The sequence below is a fragment of the Pseudomonas sp. H11T01 genome (assembly GCF_048515765.1).
Classification (GTDB): Bacteria; Pseudomonadota; Gammaproteobacteria; order Pseudomonadales; family Pseudomonadaceae; genus Aquipseudomonas.
Genome location: NZ_JBLYED010000022.1, coordinates 26,308 through 43,369, shown reverse-complemented (window position 1 = coordinate 43,369; position 17,062 = coordinate 26,308). Strand labels below are relative to the sequence as shown.

Below are 17,062 nucleotides of genomic sequence, written 5' to 3'. Positions count from 1 at the left end.
TCTATCTACATGGACAAACCCCACCTCTGCCCTTAAGGTTCCAGACCTTGAGCACAGCGGCACAGAGCCATCCCCATGAGTAAGTACAACCAGATCTACACCGATCTGCTTGCCAGCATCACCACCGAACGTCTGGAACGTGGCGCCCGTTTGCCCTCCGAAACCGAACTGATGGACAGCTACCAAGCCAGTCGCGGCACCGTGCGCAAGGCCATCGAGCAACTTCAGGAGCGCGGTTTCGCCCAGAAAGTCCACGGCAAAGGCACCTTTGTCTTGTCGACCAACCCGATCGAGTTCCAATTGGGCGGGATCGTCAGCTTTCAGGAAACCTACCCGCGGCTGGGCAATGACGTCAGCACCGAGGTGGTCGAATTCGGCCAGTTTCCCCTCGAAGGTGCCCTGCTCGAACACATCCAGGCGCAAGAAGGCAGCCTCATCACTCGCATCAAACGGGTGCGAAGGATCGACGGCAAACGGGTGATCCTCGACATCAACCACTTCGTCGCTGAGCTGATTCCAGGTCTGGACCGCGAGATCGCCGAACATTCGATCTACGCCTTTATCGAGCAAACCCTGCAACTGCAAATCAGCTACGCGCAGCGGACCATCGAAGCGGTGCCGTGCAGCAAGGATGACCGGCAGCATCTGGACCTCGACGGCCAGAGCCATGTGATCGTGGTCAGCAACCAGACCTTCCTGCAGGACGGCCGCCAGTTCGAGTACACCGAGTCGCGGCATACGCTGGACAAGTTCTATTTCTCGGACGTTGCACGGCGCTGAGCCCTACCCTGGCACTCGCCATGTCCTGCTCCTTCTGTCAACGGCTGCTCGCCACCAGCTACCCGCCGCCTTACAGATAGAATCGATGCCCCTTGAGATAGTGAGCGGACCTCAACCACCTCTCAAGGACAGCATCATGGAAGATACTGATTACATCACTGCGCCCAACGCCGCCGAGGCGTTGGCACTCCAGGCCCTGATCCCTGATCTTGTTGCCGATTGCCCCGACATGTACGCCATGGCGTACCAGGTCGCCAAAGACATCCTCACCCGGCACCACATCACGGACATCGAGCCCGACAAGGTGTATTGGCACCGCTTTCGTGCCGCTCAAAGCAGCTCGAAGACCTTTACCGGCTGGCAGCACGTCTTTGAAAAGCCCAGGGAATCGATGACTTTCCCGCAACTGGTCATGCAGCGTTTCAGCGTCCACGACCAGGACAACGCTGATCTGCTGGACACTGACAGCGGCTTCTACCGCGTCGGTGCGGATGCCGAAAACTACGATGAAACCAACGAAGTTCGCCTGCACTCCAGGGATGCGCTGAAAGCCTTCTGGGATATCAATTTCAGTGATCGTTACAAGACGGCCATTGCCACGTTTTGGGAAAAACACGGCGCCAACTTCCGTGCGCTGGCCAAATGCACCTTCATCGCCAAAGCCATTGAAGACTACGAGAAGGGATACCTGACCCGCGAACACTTCACCATGGTGCTCAGGGCGGCCACCGGAAATGTGAGTAGGCCACTCACCCGGCAAATGCTGCTGGACGAGGCGGCAGCGGGCAGCGGTTTATCTATCCACAAGTTTTGCATTGATCAGTACGTGTCGACGGACATTTTCAGTATCACCGACGACCGTGACCTGAACATTCTCTACGTTCCGGGTGAGCCCAGAGGTTTTCACTGCTTCACCAGCGTCGAGCAATTGCACGAATGGCTGGCCAATGAAGTCAAGGATACCGAAGGCCGTGAGCGCATGCTCATGCACTTCAAGCAGCAAGACCGCGACATTATTCAGGACAAACCCACTTCACTGGGGCACAAGCTCGCCAACTTCACCGGCATTGGCCTGATCATTCATGCGCTTGAGGAGACGGAAACCGAAAATATCGGCCTCACCCATGCCTATGACGTATTGCCCGGCGACTATGCCGTCGCAGACCATCATTTGCTCCATTACCGTGGCGAGAAAATCGCCGGTGATGCGTTCACCCATCTGAACCGGTCCACCCATGAGCGCATGCTCAGCGACGCCAACTTTCTACTGCGCTCCAACGGCGAGATCAGGAAGAAGCTGTGGATCGGCTATCTCAATGCCTTCAACCACACCTTCGGGCCGATGGCCGCCCTTGCATGGCCAGCAGCGCTTGTCGTTATCGGCGCCGGCATCGCCAATGTCGGGCTTCACATCGACCAGGCCATCAACGGTTCTACCCCGCTGGAACGCAAGGCGGCAGTGACTGGCGCCATTCTTGGCAGCGTGGATGTGCTGTTCAATTTGCCATTTTTGAGGGGGGCAGCCGAACTTGCAGAGGCCTCCGAATTCGCAGAGAGCGCTGAGACAGAAGAGACGCTCACCGCCGAGCTGGAACCGAACACAGAAGTTGAGCCGACCCCACCCCCCACACTGCCCATCGAGACCGTCGTTCCTCGCCCTACCGACGCCGACATTCTCGCCCCTTTTGAAACCAATGAGGTCCTCGACGGAGACTTCCCGGTCAGTGACGAAGGTAAATTCCAGGGTATTTATCAACCCCGGATGGGGGGGAACTACATTGCAATCGGTGACCGTTTTTACCAGGTGCGCTACAGCAATGAACTGAAGACCTGGACCCTCATCGACCCGACCAATCCCTACTCGTTTTTCCGCAATATACCGGTGCGCCTGAATGAACTCGGTGAATGGGTGGCCATCACGCGTCACGGCCTGGCCGGCGGTGGCAAGTTTTCCGAGCTGTTTGCCAGGGCCGAGCCTGCACTCCCCGACTTCGATGCCCCACCCACCCCTTACGACGTTCCGCAGGAGCTGAGGCCGGCGTTGCAAAAGGCAGCCGAAGGCATGTCCACGAAGTGGAACTTGAAGGACGGTTTTGTGAACACAAACAACCCGGACAACGAGTTCGAGGCGTTCAAAAAGCTGCGTAAAACGCTGCATAACGATGCCGTGACTTTCTATTCAGACCTACAACTGCCACCCAGGCCGGAGATTCCATCGTTCATCCCGACAGCCAAACCCAAGGACATCATCAAGACCATTTTCAACCGGTCACCTGGCCTGGTGGTCGGCGAGAGCCATCACAGTGTCGGCAGCAAGCAGTTTCTGATCGAGAACATGAAAGTGCTGCGTCAGCAGAAGGTCAAAACCCTGTACATGGAACATCTGCTGACAGATTTCCATCAGGCTGATCTGGACGTATTCAACAGAACCGGCGTGATGTCCGAGAGTCTGGAGCGCTACCTCAAAGACCTTGACGTTGGCCACGGGACTGAACCCAGCGGTCAATTCACCTTCGAGCAAGTCGTCAGGACCGCACAAAAGAACCGCATCCGCATTCAGGCCATCGACTCCATGGCCAGCTATCGCAGCACCGGTATCCAGGGGGCAGATATCAACTTTCGACAGAAGATGATGAACTACTTCGCCCACCAGGTGATCAGCGCCGACCAGATTGCACGGGGCCCCCATCGATGGGTGGCGTTGATGGGTAATAGCCACGCCAACACCTTTGCCGGCGTAGCGGGTGTCAGCGAACTCGAAGGCAGCATCGGACTGCGCATCGAAAGTGTCAGGCCAGATGAGCTCGCCGGTATCAAGGCAGATCCGGGCGTCTCGGACGAAGCTCGACCCGGTCAGGACGCAGGCTTTGCAAAAAATGACTTGCTGCTGCAAATCAAGACACCGCAAAGCGTGATCCTTGCAAAAAGGCTGGAGGAAGGCCTGCCCGATGCTGGCATGTACACCCTCAGCATCAGTACCGATCAAGCATTGCTGGTTCACCGCAGTTCGGACATCGAAATAGACGGTCTCCTGAGAAAAGGCCCCATCGTTCGCACCCCGATCCTGCGCGATGGCCATCGGTATTACATCGAACGCACCTCCTGGCCGTGGATTAGCGGCCAACGTTTTGAAACCCCTGCTGGCTTGAGTGCCTCCCTTGCACGCCACGGAATGACGCTCGTTCGCTTGCCGGGCGTCTAAAACGCAAAAAGGCCGTGTGAACACGGTTCACACGGCCTTTTCAGTTACCTGCAATCAAGCCATCAAGGCTTGCGCCCGATCATTCCCACTCAATGGTCGCTGGCGGCTTGCTCGACACGTCGTAGGTGACGCGGGAGATGCCTTCGATTTCATTGATGATCCGGCCGCTGACGGTTTCCAGCAGCTCGTAAGGCAGGTGTGCCCAACGGGCGGTCATGAAGTCGATGGTTTCCACCGCACGCAGGGCCACAACCCAAGCGTAACGACGGCCATCGCCGACAACGCCAACGGATTTCACTGGCTGGAACACCACGAACGCTTGGCTGACTTTGTGGTACCAGTCGGCCTTGCGCAGTTCTTCGATGAAGATGTGGTCGGCACGACGCAGCAGGTCGGCGTATTCCTTCTTCACTTCGCCGAGAATCCGCACGCCCAGACCCGGGCCCGGGAACGGGTGACGGTAAACCATGTCGTACGGCAGGCCGAGTTCCAGGCCCAGACGACGGACTTCGTCCTTGAACAGCTCGCGCAGGGGTTCAACCAGCTTGAGGTTCATTTCTTCCGGCAGACCACCCACGTTGTGGTGGGACTTGATCACGTGAGCCTTGCCGCTTTTGGCGCCAGCCGACTCGATCACGTCCGGGTAGATGGTGCCTTGGGCCAGGTACTTGATGTTGTCGAGCTTGCAGGATTCGGCATCGAACACGTCGATGAAGGTACGGCCGATGATCTTGCGCTTCTTCTCAGGGTCTGACTCGCCTGCCAGATTATCGAGGAACTGATCGGCAGCATTGGCGCGAATCACTTTAACGCCCATGTTCTCGGCGAACATGGCCATCACTTGCTCACCTTCGTGCAGACGCAGCAGACCGTTGTCGACGAAGACGCAGGTCAGTTGGTCGCCGATGGCCTTGTGCAGCAACGCAGCCACTACCGAGGAGTCAACACCGCCGGACAGGCCGAGCAATACGTTGTCGGTGCCGACCTGGGCGCGAATGTTGGCAATGGCGTCGTCAGCGATGTGCGACGGCGTCCACAGGGCTTCGCAGCCGCAGATGTCGAGGATGAAGCGCGAGAGGATGCGACCGCCCTGCTTGGTGTGGGTCACTTCCGGGTGGAACTGCACGCCGTAGTAGCCACGGGCGTCGTCGAACATGCCGGCGATAGGGCAGCTTGGGGTGCTGGCCAGGATGTGGAATTCCTGTGGCATTTTGGTGACCTTGTCACCGTGGCTCATCCATACGTCGAGGCCGAACAGGCCATCGGCGTCGATGTGGTCTTCGATGCCGTCGAGCAGACGGCTCTTGCCGACCACGTCGACACGGGCGTAACCGAACTCACGCAGTTCGGAACCTTCAACCTTGCCACCCAGCTGTTCAGCCATGGTCTGCATGCCGTAGCAAATACCGAAGACCGGTACGCCCAGATCCCAGACGGCTTGCGGTGCGCGCGGGCTATCAGCGACGTGTACGGACTCGGGGCCGCCGGCGAGGATGATCCCGCGCGGTGCGAATTCGCGAATCGCTTCGTCGTCCATGTCGAACGGATGCAGTTCGCAGTACACGCCGATTTCACGCACGCGGCGGGCGATCAGCTGGGTGTACTGGGAACCGAAGTCGAGGATCAGGATGCGGTGGGCGTGAATGTCGAGGGCCATGAGTCATTCTCGTCTAATTTCAGAAACGACGCGGGGCTGAAGAAAACAGCCCCGGTTACTAAATTCATCAATCACCTTCAGGCCTGAACCTGAAGGTGATCACTATCAACCTACGCGATAGTTTGGAGCTTCTTTGGTGATCTGCACGTCGTGGACGTGAGATTCAGCCATGCCGGCGCCGGTGATGCGCACGAACTCAGGTTTGGTGCGCATTTCTTCGATATCGGCACTGCCGGTGTAACCCATCGAAGAACGCAAGCCGCCCATCAGTTGATGGATGATGGCGCTCAGGCTGCCCTTGTACGGAACGCGACCTTCGATACCTTCCGGCACCAGCTTCTCGGCACCCGCGGAGGAGTCCTGGAAGTAGCGGTCGGAGGAACCTTGAGCCTGGGACATCGCACCCAGCGAACCCATGCCACGGTAAGCCTTGTACGAACGGCCTTGAAACAGTTCGATCTCGCCTGGAGCTTCTTCCGTACCGGCGAACATCGAGCCCATCATCACGCAGGAAGCACCGGCAACGATGGCCTTAGACAGGTCACCGGAGAAACGGATACCGCCGTCGGCGATCAATGGAACGCCAGTGCCTTCAAGGGCAGCTGCAACATTCGCGATGGCGCTGATTTGCGGCACGCCGACACCGGCAACGATACGGGTGGTGCAGATCGAGCCTGGGCCGATACCGACCTTGACTGCGTCGGCGCCGGCTTCAACCAGGGCTTTTGCCGCAGCACCGGTGGCGATGTTGCCGCCAATGACCTGCACTTGCGGGAAGTTATCCTTGACCCAGCGAACGCGGTCGATCACGCCCTTGGAGTGGCCGTGGGCGGTGTCGACGACAACGACGTCAACGCCGGCAGCAACCAGCGCTGCAACACGTTCGCCAGTGTCCTTGCCGGTACCGACAGCGGCGCCAACGCGCAGACGCGCCTGGTCGTCTTTGCTGGCCAGCGGGTAGGCTTTGGCTTTTTCGATGTCTTTGACGGTCATCATGCCTTTAAGGGCAAACTTGCCGTCGACGATCAGGACTTTTTCCAGGCGGTGCTTATGCAACAACTCGCGGACTTCGTTCTTGTTGGCGCCTTCGCGAACAGTGACCAGACGCTCTTTAGGCGTCATCACTTCACGAACGGTGGCATCCAGACGGGTTTCGAAGCGTACGTCACGGGAAGTGACGATACCGACCAGATCGCCATCGTGCAGAACCGGAACGCCGGAAATGTTGTGCATGCGGGTCAGTTCGAACAGATCACGAACCGTGGCGTCAGCCTCGATGGTGATCGGGTCTTTGACAACGCCGGCTTCGAACTTCTTGACCTTGCGCACTTCGGCAGCTTGCTGCTCGATGGTCATGTTCTTGTGGATAATGCCGATGCCGCCTTCCTGAGCCATGGCAATTGCCAGACGGGCTTCAGTGACGGTGTCCATGGCAGCGGAAACCAGAGGAATATTCAGCTCGATGCCACGGGTTAGGCGGGTCTTGAGACTGACTTCGTTAGGAAGCACCTCGGAATAACCGGGCACTAGGAGAATGTCGTCGAATGTCAGAGCTTCTTGGCTGATACGCAGCATCGCGGGGGCTCCCGAGCGGGAAAATGGAAGCGCGCCATTATACTCAGACACCCCCTTGGGCTCAATGTAAAACTCTGCCTATTATCGGTAATGTTGATATACGGGTATCGCCGTTCCCTACAACTCGACCTTGACCCAAGTCACCGGCTGATCGAGCCAGTCGGCAAACTCATCGAGAAAGCTCTGCTTGAACCCCGCCTCGGCCCAGTTATTAAAGATGAAGCCCAGGTTGGAAAAGCCGCATTCCTGCAAAAACAGAAAGCCGTTGATGTCATCTTCATGGCCGCATTCAGGGCAGATGAAGTTGTCAGTGCGCCCGGGCATCCAGTCTTCCAGACTGTCGAACAGTGCCTCGCCCACTTCTTTACGGCATTCGGCGCAACCGGCTTCTTCGAGAAAGCCCTTGGCCGGCGTATAGATGCAACGCTTGGTGATGATCTCCAGACCGTTCACCGGCTCACCGAAAGGTAGCGCCTCAGGGTGCAGCACCACACTGCGGGCCCCCGGCGCAATGGCATGGGCCATGCGATTGCCCGTGCGACCGCAGGTGGTCAGCTCTTCTTCGATGATGTTCTTGCGCACCAGCCAACGCACGATCGCCCGCGCCCGGGGTTCGCGCACCGGCAGTGTGGAAATTTTCGGGACGATGATGCTTTGGGAGTTCATGGGTGGGGCCTGGTGCGTCTAATGAGAGTTGTGCGGCATGCCATCTGAGGGCCGGCAGCTTAATCCCTGACGAAACGAGGTCAAGTACTCAGATAACGGGTAATCAACGCAATACCACTGGCCAGTACCAGCCAGGTCACTAGCCGCACAAAGGCCTCTCGGGACAGCTTCATCGTCAATCGGCGGCCGATCCACAGTCCCAGCGCCATTGCCGGCAGTAAACACAGGGCCAGTAGCAATAAGGGTAGCTCGGCATACACGCCCGCGAGCGTAAACAGACTCAAACGCACCACCGTGCTGCAACTGATCAATGCACTCTGGGTCGCCCGTGCCGCATCTTTCGGCAACCGGCTATTCAAATAGATCGCGTATAGAAAGCCACCGCTGCCAAACAAAGCACCGAACAACCCTCCTACCGTCCCCATCGGAATCGCCCAACCGGCTGCTAACTGAGTGGGCCGAACCTTCACCGCCAGGCTGTAGATCGCATAAGCACTGATAAAAAGCCCCATTAATAGCAGCAACACGTCGGACTTGAGGTTGAGTAGAAAAATCACCCCCAGGGTGCAACCCACCGCCATGCACGGCAGCAGCCTCAATAACTCAGGCTTGACCACATCACGCCGCGAAGGCAACAAATTGCCGAATGCTGCGACAAAATCCAGTAGCACCAGCAGCGGCACGATCTTCGACAGCGGTATAAACAGAATCAAAATCGGCCCGGCCACCAGCGCCGTACCAAAGCCCGCGATACCAAACACGATATAGGCCAGAGCGACACCCAGCTCGATTACCAGCCAATCAACCACGCCGAACGGCCATTGGTTTAACAGTGCGACAACACTCATCGGTACGACATCCTTGATCCCTTTTTAGAATGACACGTGGGGATTGCGTGAACGTAGAGATTGTCGGTCGAATGCCTTTATCATGCGCCCCATGATTAAAGACCCCTTTGCAAGACTCGGCCTCGACCGCGAAGTCCTGACTGTCAGCCAGCTCAACGGCCGCGCGCGGGTGTTGCTGGAAGATGTGTTCAGCAACATCTGGGTCGAAGGCGAAATCTCCAACCTCGCCCGCCCGGCTTCCGGCCATGTATATTTCACCCTCAAGGACAGCGGCGCCCAGGTTCGTTGCGCGCTGTTCCGGCAGAACGCCGCGCGGGTGCGTCAGGCGTTGAAGGACGGCTTGGCGGTGAAGGTGCGCGGCAAGGTTTCGTTGTTCGAAGGCCGTGGCGACTACCAGCTGATTCTCGACACCGTGGAGCCTGCCGGTGACGGCGCACTGCGTCTGGCCTTCGATGCGCTGAAGGAAAAGCTCAGCGCTGAAGGCCTGTTCAGTGCCGAACGCAAAGTGCCGCTGCCCGCCCATCCGCAACGCATTGGCATTATCAGTTCGCCGACCGGTGCGGTGATACGCGACATCATCAGCGTATTTCGCCGCCGTGCGCCACACATCCAACTGACTCTGATCCCCACTGCCGTGCAGGGCCGTGAAGCTACCGCGCAGATCGTCCGCGCCCTGAAGCTGGCCGACGCCCGCGGCTTCGACGCGCTGATCCTGGCGCGCGGTGGCGGCTCGCTGGAAGACCTCTGGTGTTTCAACGAAGAAGCCGTCGCCCGTGCGGTGGATGCCTGCGTAACACCGATCGTCAGCGCGGTTGGCCATGAAACCGATGTGTCGATCAGCGACTTTGTGGCCGACGTCCGCGCACCGACGCCTTCGGCTGCTGCCGAACTACTGGCACCGGATTCCAGCGATCTGCAACGCCGGGTCGAAAGTCTGCACCGCCGTTTGGTGATGCGTATCCGTGATCGGCTGATGCGCGAGCGCTTGCGTCTGGAAGGCATGGCTCGTCGCCTGCGTCATCCCGGGGAACGCCTGCGCCAGCAAGCGCAACGTCTGGACGATCTGGACATGCGCATGCGCCGCGCTTTCGAGCGCAGCCTCAATACCCGTCGCGAACGGTTAATCCGCCTGGAAACCCGCCTCGCCGGGCAACATCCCGGTCGGCAGCTAGCGCTTCTTAGGCAACGCCTCGACAGCCTCGCCGAGCGCTTGCCACGTGCAATGCGCGAAGGTTTAAAGGCCCGCCGCCTACACCTGCAAAGCCAGATGCAGACGCTGCACGTGGTCAGCCCGCTGGCGACCCTCGGCCGTGGTTACAGCATTCTGCTGGATGAACGCGGCCAGGCCATTCGCAGCGCCGCACAGACCCACACCGGTCAACGTCTGAAGGCCAAACTCGGCGAAGGCGAATTGCAGGTGCGCGTCGAAGACAACCACCTGACGCCTGTCACCCTTTCTTTACTGGATTGATCCATGCCGCGCTTTCTTAGCTCCCTGTTGTTGCTTTGCCTGACCTTCAACGCCCACGCTGACAGTTACATCACCCGTCTGCTGAACAAACCGGTGCCCGGCGGCGTCGCAGTCGTCGAACTCGGTTCTTCGGCTCAAGCACCAAAGGCCAGTTATCAGGGCAAACCGGTGCTGGTGGTCAAGGAACAGAACAACTGGCTGGCGATTGTTGGCGTGCCATTGACGACCAAACCGGGCAGCCAGCAGATCAGTGCGGGCGGCCGCAACCTGAGTTTCAACGTCGGCACCAAGAATTACCCGGAACAGCGCATCACCCTGAAAAACCAGCGTCAGGTCAATCCGGACCCGGCCGACCTGAAACGCATCGACGCTGAACTGGCCGAACAGATCCGCGCCTACCGTAGCTTCAGCCCGAACACACCGAGCAACCTGCTGCTGGACAAACCGGTCAAAGGCCCGCTTTCCAGCAAATTTGGCGTGCGCCGCTTCTTTAACGGCGAAGAACGCAATCCCCACGCCGGGCTGGACTTCGCCGTGCCCGCCGGTACACCGATCAAAACCCCGGCCACCGGCAAGGTGATTCTGATCGGCAATTACTTCTTTAATGGCAACACGGTGTTCGTCGATCACGGCCAGGGCTTTATCAGCATGTTCTGCCATATGTCGAAAATCGACGTAAAAGTCGGCCAGCAATTGGCCCGCGGTGATGTGGTCGGCAAAGTCGGTTCCACCGGTCGTGCGACCGGACCGCATATGCACTGGAATATCAGCCTGAATGATGCTCGGGTTGATCCGGCGATTTTTATCGGTGCATTCCAGCCCTGAGGGTTGTGGTGAGGTAAGGGCCTCATCGCGAGCAAGCTCGCTCCCACAGGGGAACGCGGTGTCCTTGTGGGAGCGAGCTTGCTCGCGATAGCAATCTCAGAGCCAACATCGCAGCAAGCCTGGCAACCCTTAAAAATTCAATTGCTGACCTTTAGACATCAGCGCAATTTAACCAACAACAAAATCAATCCAGCGCTACAAAATCTCGATAAATTCTCAAAAGTCAGAAATTCTCTCAATTTTTTTCACCTGCTTGCCATCCTTCACCCCAATGGTTAGGGTTGAAGGCATGAAAACCTCTCACACCCTCATTCAGCGTCGCCAACACCGCAGCCTCTGCCTCGTCAGTGCACGACTGCCAGGGTGAATCGCGGTGCCTCGCCCCCGGCTTCATCCATAGAACATTTGATTCAACGGCAGGCCGCCTCTTTTCGGCCAACACAATAGGGATTTCCTGATGACCATGCTCAAAGACCCGTCTTCGAAGTACCGTGCGTTCCCGACCATCAACTTGCCGGATCGCACCTGGCCGTCGAAAACCATCACCACCGCGCCGATCTGGTGCAGCTCGGACTTGCGCGACGGCAATCAGTCGCTGATCGAGCCGATGGACGCGGTCAAGAAGCTGCGTTTCTGGAAAACCCTGGTTGCCGTTGGCGTGAAGGAAATCGAAGCCTCCTTCCCTGCTGCTTCGCAAACCGATTTCGACTTCGTGCGCACCCTGATTGAAGGTGGCCACATCCCGGACGACACCACCATTCAGGTGCTGACCCAAGGCCGTGAAGACTTGATCGAACGCACCTTCGAGTCCCTGCGCGGTGCGAAAAAAGCCATCGTTCACTTGTACAACGCCACCAGCCCATCCTTCCGCAAGATTGTCTTCAATCAGGACAAGGACGGGATCAAGGCGATTGCCGTGAACGCCGCCAAGCTGTTCGTCAAATACGCAGCCCGGCAGCCGGACACCCAGTGGACCTTCGAATACTCGCCAGAGACCTTCAGCGCTACCGAGCTGGAATTCTCCAAGGAAGTCTGTGACGCCGTGATCGAGGTCTGGAACCCGACGCCTGAAAACAAGGTGATCCTCAACCTCCCGGCCACCGTTGAATGCGCGACCCCGAACATCTATGCCGACCAGATCGAATGGTTTGGTCGTCACATCAACCGTCGTGACAGTGTGTTGATCAGCCTGCACACCCACAATGACCGTGGTACGGGTGTTGCTGCCACTGAACTGGGCTTGATGGCCGGTGCCGATCGCGTCGAAGGCTGCCTGTTCGGCAACGGTGAGCGTACCGGTAACGTCGACCTGGTGACCGTGGCGTTGAACCTCTACACCCAAGGCGTCGATCCCGAGCTGGACTTCTCCGACATCGACGGCGTGCGCAAAGTCGTTGAAGAGTGCAACCAGATCCCCGTGCACCCGCGTCACCCATATGTCGGCGACCTGGTTCACACTGCGTTCTCCGGCTCGCACCAGGACGCCATCCGCAAAGGCTTCACTCAGCAAAAACCAGACACCCTCTGGGAAGTGCCGTACTTGCCGATCGACCCGGCCGACATCGGTCGCAGCTACGAGGCGGTGATCCGCGTCAACAGCCAGTCGGGCAAAGGCGGTATTGCTTACCTGCTGGAACAGGAATACGGCATCAACTTGCCGCGTCGCATGCAGATCGAGTTCAGCCAGGTGGTACAGCGTGAAACCGATCGTCTGGGCCTGGAAATGACTGCCCAGCAGATCCACGCCTTGCTTCACAGCGAATACTTGCAGGCCAACCTGCCTTACGCGCTGGTCAGCCATCGCTTGCAGGAAGAGAACGGCCACAGCGCGGTCGAGATAGAGGTTCACTGCGACGGCGAAACCCAGCACTGGCGCGGCAAGGGCAATGGCGCCCTGGAAGCCCTGGTGGCTGGTCTGCCGATCGCCGTGGAGATCATGGACTACAACGAACACGCCATCGGCGCGGGTACCAATGCCAAGGCTGCGGCCTACATTGAACTGCGCGTGAACGGCGAGCGTGCGGTACACGGTGTAGGCATCGATGAAAACATCACCACCGCCAGCTTCAAGGCCCTGTTCAGCGCGCTGAACCGCTCCCTGAGCCAGCCGCAGGCCCAAGAAGCGGCGTAACCAGTCGTTGAAATACAAAAGGCCCCGGGGTGAAAACCTCGGGGCCTTTTTGTTGGGCGGCTGGTTTTGAGTTGAGCCTGTTATTGAGCGGTGCGCCTATCGCGAGCAAGCCCGCTCCCACATTAAATTGAGTCGTTCACACAATCTGTGGATTGAAGAAGATCCAATGTGGGAGCGGGCTTGCTCGCGATGAGGCCCTGACTGGCAGCGATATTTTCAGGTGAACTCGAAGGTATCGGCATCCAGATTGGCCGGGAACCGCGTCCGGTAGGCCGCCAGTTCGGCAGCGTTCAGGCAGACCTGAAACACCCCATCCGCCTCGCCGGCACTGAGCAGGGTTTCGCCCTGGAAATCCAGCACCTGACTGTCGCCGGTATAAGCGAAGCCTTTGCCATCGGTGCCCACCCGATTCACCGCCGCCACATAGCAGAGGTTTTCGATCGCGCGCGCTGGCAGCAGGCGATTCCAGTGCTGACGTCGTGCGCCAGGCCAGTTAGCGGTATACAGCAGCAAGTCGGTGTCCTGAGCATCGCGACTCCACACCGGAAAGCGCAGGTCGTAGCAAATCAGCGGACGAACCCGCCAGCCTTTGAGCTCGAACTGCACCTGACGCTCCCCCGGTGTGTAGTGATTATGCTCACCGGCCATACGGAACAAGTGACGCTTGTCGTAATGCCAAACTTCACCGTCCGGCCGGGCCCACAACAGGCGATTGCGATGGCTGCCATCGGCGGCGTGGATGATCACGCTGCCGGTGATCACTGCATCCAGTTTTTTCGCCTGGCTACGTAGCCACTTGCTGGTGGGGCCGTTTTCCGGCTCGGCCAGGGTTTCGGACTCCATGGAAAAACCGGTGGTGAACATCTCCGGCAAGATGATCAAGTCCGCACCCCGAGCTTGCTCGAGCAGTTGCTCGAAATGCTCAAGGTTGGCCTGACGGTCATGCCAAGCCAATGTCGTCTGAATCAACGCAACGTTCAGATTCGGCAAAGCACTCAGATCGCGCATAGTTTTTCCGCTGCCTCACGCAACGTCTCCTCACGTTTGGCAAAACACAGACGGACCAGACGCTGCTCTGTCGGTGGGTTCTGGTAAAACACCGAGATTGGGATGCTCGCCACACCCTGCTCACGGGTCATCCATAGCGCCATGTCGACATCATTGAGGTCCGGACGAATCTGCGAATAATCCACCAACTGGAAATAGGTACCGGCGGCTCGAGTGAAACTGAACCGCGAAGGCGTCAGCAAATCGCAGAACAGATCACGCTTGGCCTGATAGAAGCCTGGCAACTCTTCGACATGTTCAGGGTGTTCGGCCATGTAGTCGGCCAAGGCATATTGCAACGGCGTGACGCCGCAGAAACTGACGTACTGATGCACTTTGCGCAACTCTACGGTCAAGGCTGGCGGGGCAACCACGTAGCCGGTTTTCCAGCCTGTGACGTGGTAAGTCTTGCCGAACGAACTGACCACAAAGGCCCGTTGATAAAGCTCTTCATGGGCCAGGACGCTGACGTGAGGCACACCGTCGAACACCAGGTGCTCGTAGACTTCGTCGCTGATCAAGTAGATGTCGCGATCGCGGATCAACGTCGCCAATTGATCCAGTTCGGCACGGGAAATCACTGCACCACTGGGGTTGTGCGGAGAGTTGAGGATGATCATCCGCGTACGCGGGCTCAGCGCTTCGCCGAGCTTTTGCCAGTCGATGGCGAAGTCATTCAGGCCTAACTGTACATGCACGCAGCGACCGCCGGCCAGTTCTACCGACGGTTCATAGCTGTCGTAGCATGGATCAAAAACGATGACTTCATCGCCGCTGTGAATCACCGCTTGAATAGCGCAGAAAATCGCCTGAGTCGCGCCCGGGGTAATGGTCACTTCGCTGTCGGCGTTCACCGTGCAGCCATAGCTGCGAGCGATCTTGGCTGCGACTTGATGGCGCAGCGCTGGCAGCCCGGTCATGGGGGAATACTGGTTGTGGCCACTGGCGATATGCCGGCCAACGGCATCACGCAGGGCCTGCGGGCCGTCAAAATCGGGAAAACCCTGGGACAGATTCAGCGCGCCGGTTTCCACCGCGAGCTGTGACATACGAGTGAAGATGGTGGTGCCGACATTCGGCAGCTTACTGGTGATCATGGGTGATTCCCTGCTGAACACCCGGCTCTACGGCGGCACGGGAGAGCCCGAGGATAGCCCAAACGGCAGGCGTGAAAAAGGGCGCCATGGGCGCCCTCTTCCTGATATCAACCTGTGGGAGCGGGCTTGCCCGCGAAAAAAGCGCTGCGGTTTATCAGGTACACCGCGTCATCGTTCTTCGCGGGCAAGCCCGCTCCCACATAGGCCAATTTCACATAGCCCAATCAGCGTTTGTCTTTACGCTTCTTCTCGGCTTTTTTGTGGTGGGTCATCAAACGACGCTTCTTGTTGACCTGACGGTCTGTGAGCGTGTTCTTGAGACCTTCGTACGGGTTCTCGCCACCTTTGAACTCGATCCGGATCGGTGTACCGACCAGTTTCAAGACACGGCGGTAGGTGTTTTCCAGGTAACGGACGTAGGACTTCGGAACGCGCTCGACCTGGTTACCGTGGATCACGATGATCGGGGGGTTAGCGCCACCCAAGTGGGCATAACGCAGTTTGATCCGGCGGTTGTTAACCATCGGTGGCGCGTGCTCGCCGACCGCATCTTCAAGAATCTGAGTCAGACGGTTGGTCGGCCAGCGGGTAACCGCCGACTTGAACGAGTTCTGTACCGATTGGTACAGGTTGCCCACGCCAGTGCCGTGCAAGGCCGAGATAAAGTGAATGTCGGCGAAGTCGACGAAGAACAACCGGCGTTGCAGCTCGATCTTCACGAACTCGCGCTCGCTCGGCTCCATGCCATCCCACTTGTTCAGTGCGATAACCAGAGCACGACCGGCTTCCAGGACAAAGCCCAGCAGGTTGAGGTCGTGATCGACCACGCCTTCGCGGGCGTCCATGACGAAGACCACCACGTTGGCGTCTTTGATCGCCTGCAGGGTTTTCACCACGGAGAACTTTTCGACTTCCTCGTGGATCTTGCCGCGCTTGCGCACACCCGCGGTGTCGATCAGCGTGTACTTCTCTTCATTACGCTCGAAGGGAATGTAGATGCTGTCGCGCGTGGTGCCGGGCTCGTCATACACGATAACCCGGTCTTCACCGAGCATACGGTTGACCAGGGTCGACTTGCCGACGTTCGGACGGCCAATGATGGCGATCTTGATACCGTCTTTTTCGCTCGGGCCTGGAATGCGCTTGGCTTCCTGACCTTCGGCGACGATTTCAGCTTCTTCACCTTCTGCCGGCTCTTCCTCATCTTTCGGGAAATCGCGCAGGCAGATTTCCAGCATCTGAGTGATGCCGCGGCCGTGAGCACCAGCGATCGGGATCGCATCGCCCATGCCCAACGGGCTGAACTCGGCACGGGCCAGCTCAGGGTCGATGTTGTCGACCTTGTTGGCGACCACGTAGGAACGCTTGTTGCGCTTGCGCAGGTGCTCGCCAATCATTTGGTCAGCAGCAGTGAAACCTGCACGGGCGTCTACCAGGAACAGGACGACATCGGCTTCTTCAATGGCCAGCAGCGACTGCTCGGCCATCTTTTCGTCCATGCCATGCTCGTCGCCGGAAATACCACCGGTGTCGACCAGAATGTAGGAGCGCCCTTGCCACTTTGCCTCACCGTACTGGCGATCACGGGTCAGACCGGACAGGTCGCCAACAATGGCGTCACGGGTCCTGGTCAGGCGGTTGAACAAGGTGGACTTGCCGACGTTCGGTCGGCCCACCAGGGCGATTACGGGAACCATGCGGCTCTCCACTTCGTTATTTCAGAAAATACAAAAGCCGCTGCTAGGCAGCGGCTGGTGCTCGGG

General features: G+C 58.4%; 12 protein-coding genes. 5 read left to right on the top strand and 7 right to left on the bottom strand.

The window, feature by feature from the left end:
• Nucleotides 1–75: 75 nt before the first annotated feature.
• Together treR and ACN1C3_RS25060 are read left to right on the top strand one after the other, a co-directional pair.
• A complete protein-coding gene (gene treR, locus ACN1C3_RS25065; protein WP_419118430.1) occupies nucleotides 76–780 on the top strand; it encodes a trehalose operon repressor in 705 nt (234 codons plus the stop codon).
• A 136-nt stretch (nucleotides 781–916) separates the two neighbouring features.
• On the top strand, nucleotides 917–3,982 hold the full coding sequence (locus tag ACN1C3_RS25060) for a membrane-targeted effector domain-containing toxin (protein ID WP_419118429.1): 3,066 nt from the start codon (nucleotides 917–919) through the stop codon (nucleotides 3,980–3,982).
• Nucleotides 3,983–4,061: 79 nt separating this feature from the next.
• Here ACN1C3_RS25060 and guaA read toward each other — a convergent pair whose 3' ends face one another.
• The 4 genes from guaA to ACN1C3_RS25040 form a co-directional block, all read right to left on the bottom strand.
• A complete protein-coding gene (gene guaA, locus ACN1C3_RS25055) occupies nucleotides 4,062–5,639 on the bottom strand; it encodes a glutamine-hydrolyzing GMP synthase (protein WP_419118428.1) in 1,578 nt (525 codons plus the stop codon).
• Between the two features lie 105 nt (nucleotides 5,640–5,744).
• Nucleotides 5,745–7,214 carry an IMP dehydrogenase gene (gene guaB / locus ACN1C3_RS25050; protein WP_419118427.1) on the bottom strand — a complete coding sequence of 490 codons (1,470 nt, stop codon included), beginning with the start codon at nucleotides 7,212–7,214 and terminating at the stop codon, nucleotides 5,745–5,747.
• Between the two features lie 117 nt (nucleotides 7,215–7,331).
• On the bottom strand, nucleotides 7,332–7,880 hold the full coding sequence (locus ACN1C3_RS25045) for a sugar ABC transporter ATPase (protein WP_419118426.1): 549 nt from the start codon (nucleotides 7,878–7,880) through the stop codon (nucleotides 7,332–7,334).
• A gap of 80 nt (nucleotides 7,881–7,960) precedes the next feature.
• Nucleotides 7,961–8,728 carry a sulfite exporter TauE/SafE family protein gene (locus ACN1C3_RS25040; protein ID WP_419118425.1) on the bottom strand — a complete coding sequence of 256 codons (768 nt, stop codon included), beginning with the start codon at nucleotides 8,726–8,728 and terminating at the stop codon, nucleotides 7,961–7,963.
• Nucleotides 8,729–8,819: 91 nt separating this feature from the next.
• On the opposite strand from ACN1C3_RS25040, the gene xseA reads away from it, so the two are divergent.
• The 3 genes from xseA to leuA all read left to right on the top strand — a co-directional run bounded on the left by xseA (nucleotide 8,820) and on the right by leuA (nucleotide 13,155).
• Nucleotides 8,820–10,199, top strand: coding sequence for an exodeoxyribonuclease VII large subunit (xseA, locus tag ACN1C3_RS25035; protein ID WP_419118477.1), 1,380 nt, complete (start codon nucleotides 8,820–8,822; stop codon nucleotides 10,197–10,199).
• Between the two features lie 3 nt (nucleotides 10,200–10,202).
• A complete protein-coding gene (locus ACN1C3_RS25030) occupies nucleotides 10,203–11,024 on the top strand; it encodes a peptidoglycan DD-metalloendopeptidase family protein (protein WP_419118424.1) in 822 nt (273 codons plus the stop codon).
• Nucleotides 11,025–11,481: 457 nt separating this feature from the next.
• The gene (gene leuA / locus ACN1C3_RS25025; protein WP_419118423.1) at nucleotides 11,482–13,155 is read left to right on the top strand and encodes a 2-isopropylmalate synthase; all 1,674 of its coding nucleotides are present in this window, start codon (nucleotides 11,482–11,484) and stop codon (nucleotides 13,153–13,155) included.
• A gap of 216 nt (nucleotides 13,156–13,371) precedes the next feature.
• Here leuA and ACN1C3_RS25020 read toward each other — a convergent pair whose 3' ends face one another.
• The 3 genes from ACN1C3_RS25020 to der form a co-directional block, all read right to left on the bottom strand.
• A complete protein-coding gene (locus tag ACN1C3_RS25020; protein WP_419118422.1) occupies nucleotides 13,372–14,163 on the bottom strand; it encodes an amidohydrolase in 792 nt (263 codons plus the stop codon).
• Nucleotides 14,151–15,299: a pyridoxal phosphate-dependent aminotransferase gene (locus ACN1C3_RS25015; protein WP_419118421.1), complete on the bottom strand. Its 1,149-nt coding sequence runs from the start codon at nucleotides 15,297–15,299 to the stop codon at nucleotides 14,151–14,153. Before ACN1C3_RS25015 ends, ACN1C3_RS25020 begins: the two co-directional genes overlap by 13 nt.
• Before the next feature lie 224 nt (nucleotides 15,300–15,523).
• On the bottom strand, nucleotides 15,524–16,996 hold the full coding sequence (der, locus tag ACN1C3_RS25010; RefSeq protein WP_419118420.1) for a ribosome biogenesis GTPase Der: 1,473 nt from the start codon (nucleotides 16,994–16,996) through the stop codon (nucleotides 15,524–15,526).
• Nucleotides 16,997–17,062: the final 66 nt, after the last annotated feature.

Coding starts and splice junctions, on each gene's coding strand:
- leuA (WP_419118423.1), top strand. CDS start 11,482: ATGACCATGCTCAAAGACCCGTCTTCGAAGTACCGTGCGTTCCCGACC.
- guaB (WP_419118427.1), bottom strand. CDS start 7,214: ATGCTGCGTATCAGCCAAGAAGCTCTGACATTCGACGACATTCTCCTA.
- xseA (WP_419118477.1), top strand. CDS start 8,820: ATGATTAAAGACCCCTTTGCAAGACTCGGCCTCGACCGCGAAGTCCTG.
- guaA (WP_419118428.1), bottom strand. CDS start 5,639: ATGGCCCTCGACATTCACGCCCACCGCATCCTGATCCTCGACTTCGGT.
- ACN1C3_RS25045 (WP_419118426.1), bottom strand. CDS start 7,880: ATGAACTCCCAAAGCATCATCGTCCCGAAAATTTCCACACTGCCGGTG.
- ACN1C3_RS25060 (WP_419118429.1), top strand. CDS start 917: ATGGAAGATACTGATTACATCACTGCGCCCAACGCCGCCGAGGCGTTG.
- treR (WP_419118430.1), top strand. CDS start 76: ATGAGTAAGTACAACCAGATCTACACCGATCTGCTTGCCAGCATCACC.
- ACN1C3_RS25040 (WP_419118425.1), bottom strand. CDS start 8,728: ATGAGTGTTGTCGCACTGTTAAACCAATGGCCGTTCGGCGTGGTTGAT.
- ACN1C3_RS25020 (WP_419118422.1), bottom strand. CDS start 14,163: ATGCGCGATCTGAGTGCTTTGCCGAATCTGAACGTTGCGTTGATTCAG.
- ACN1C3_RS25015 (WP_419118421.1), bottom strand. CDS start 15,299: ATGATCACCAGTAAGCTGCCGAATGTCGGCACCACCATCTTCACTCGT.
- ACN1C3_RS25030 (WP_419118424.1), top strand. CDS start 10,203: ATGCCGCGCTTTCTTAGCTCCCTGTTGTTGCTTTGCCTGACCTTCAAC.
- der (WP_419118420.1), bottom strand. CDS start 16,996: ATGGTTCCCGTAATCGCCCTGGTGGGCCGACCGAACGTCGGCAAGTCC.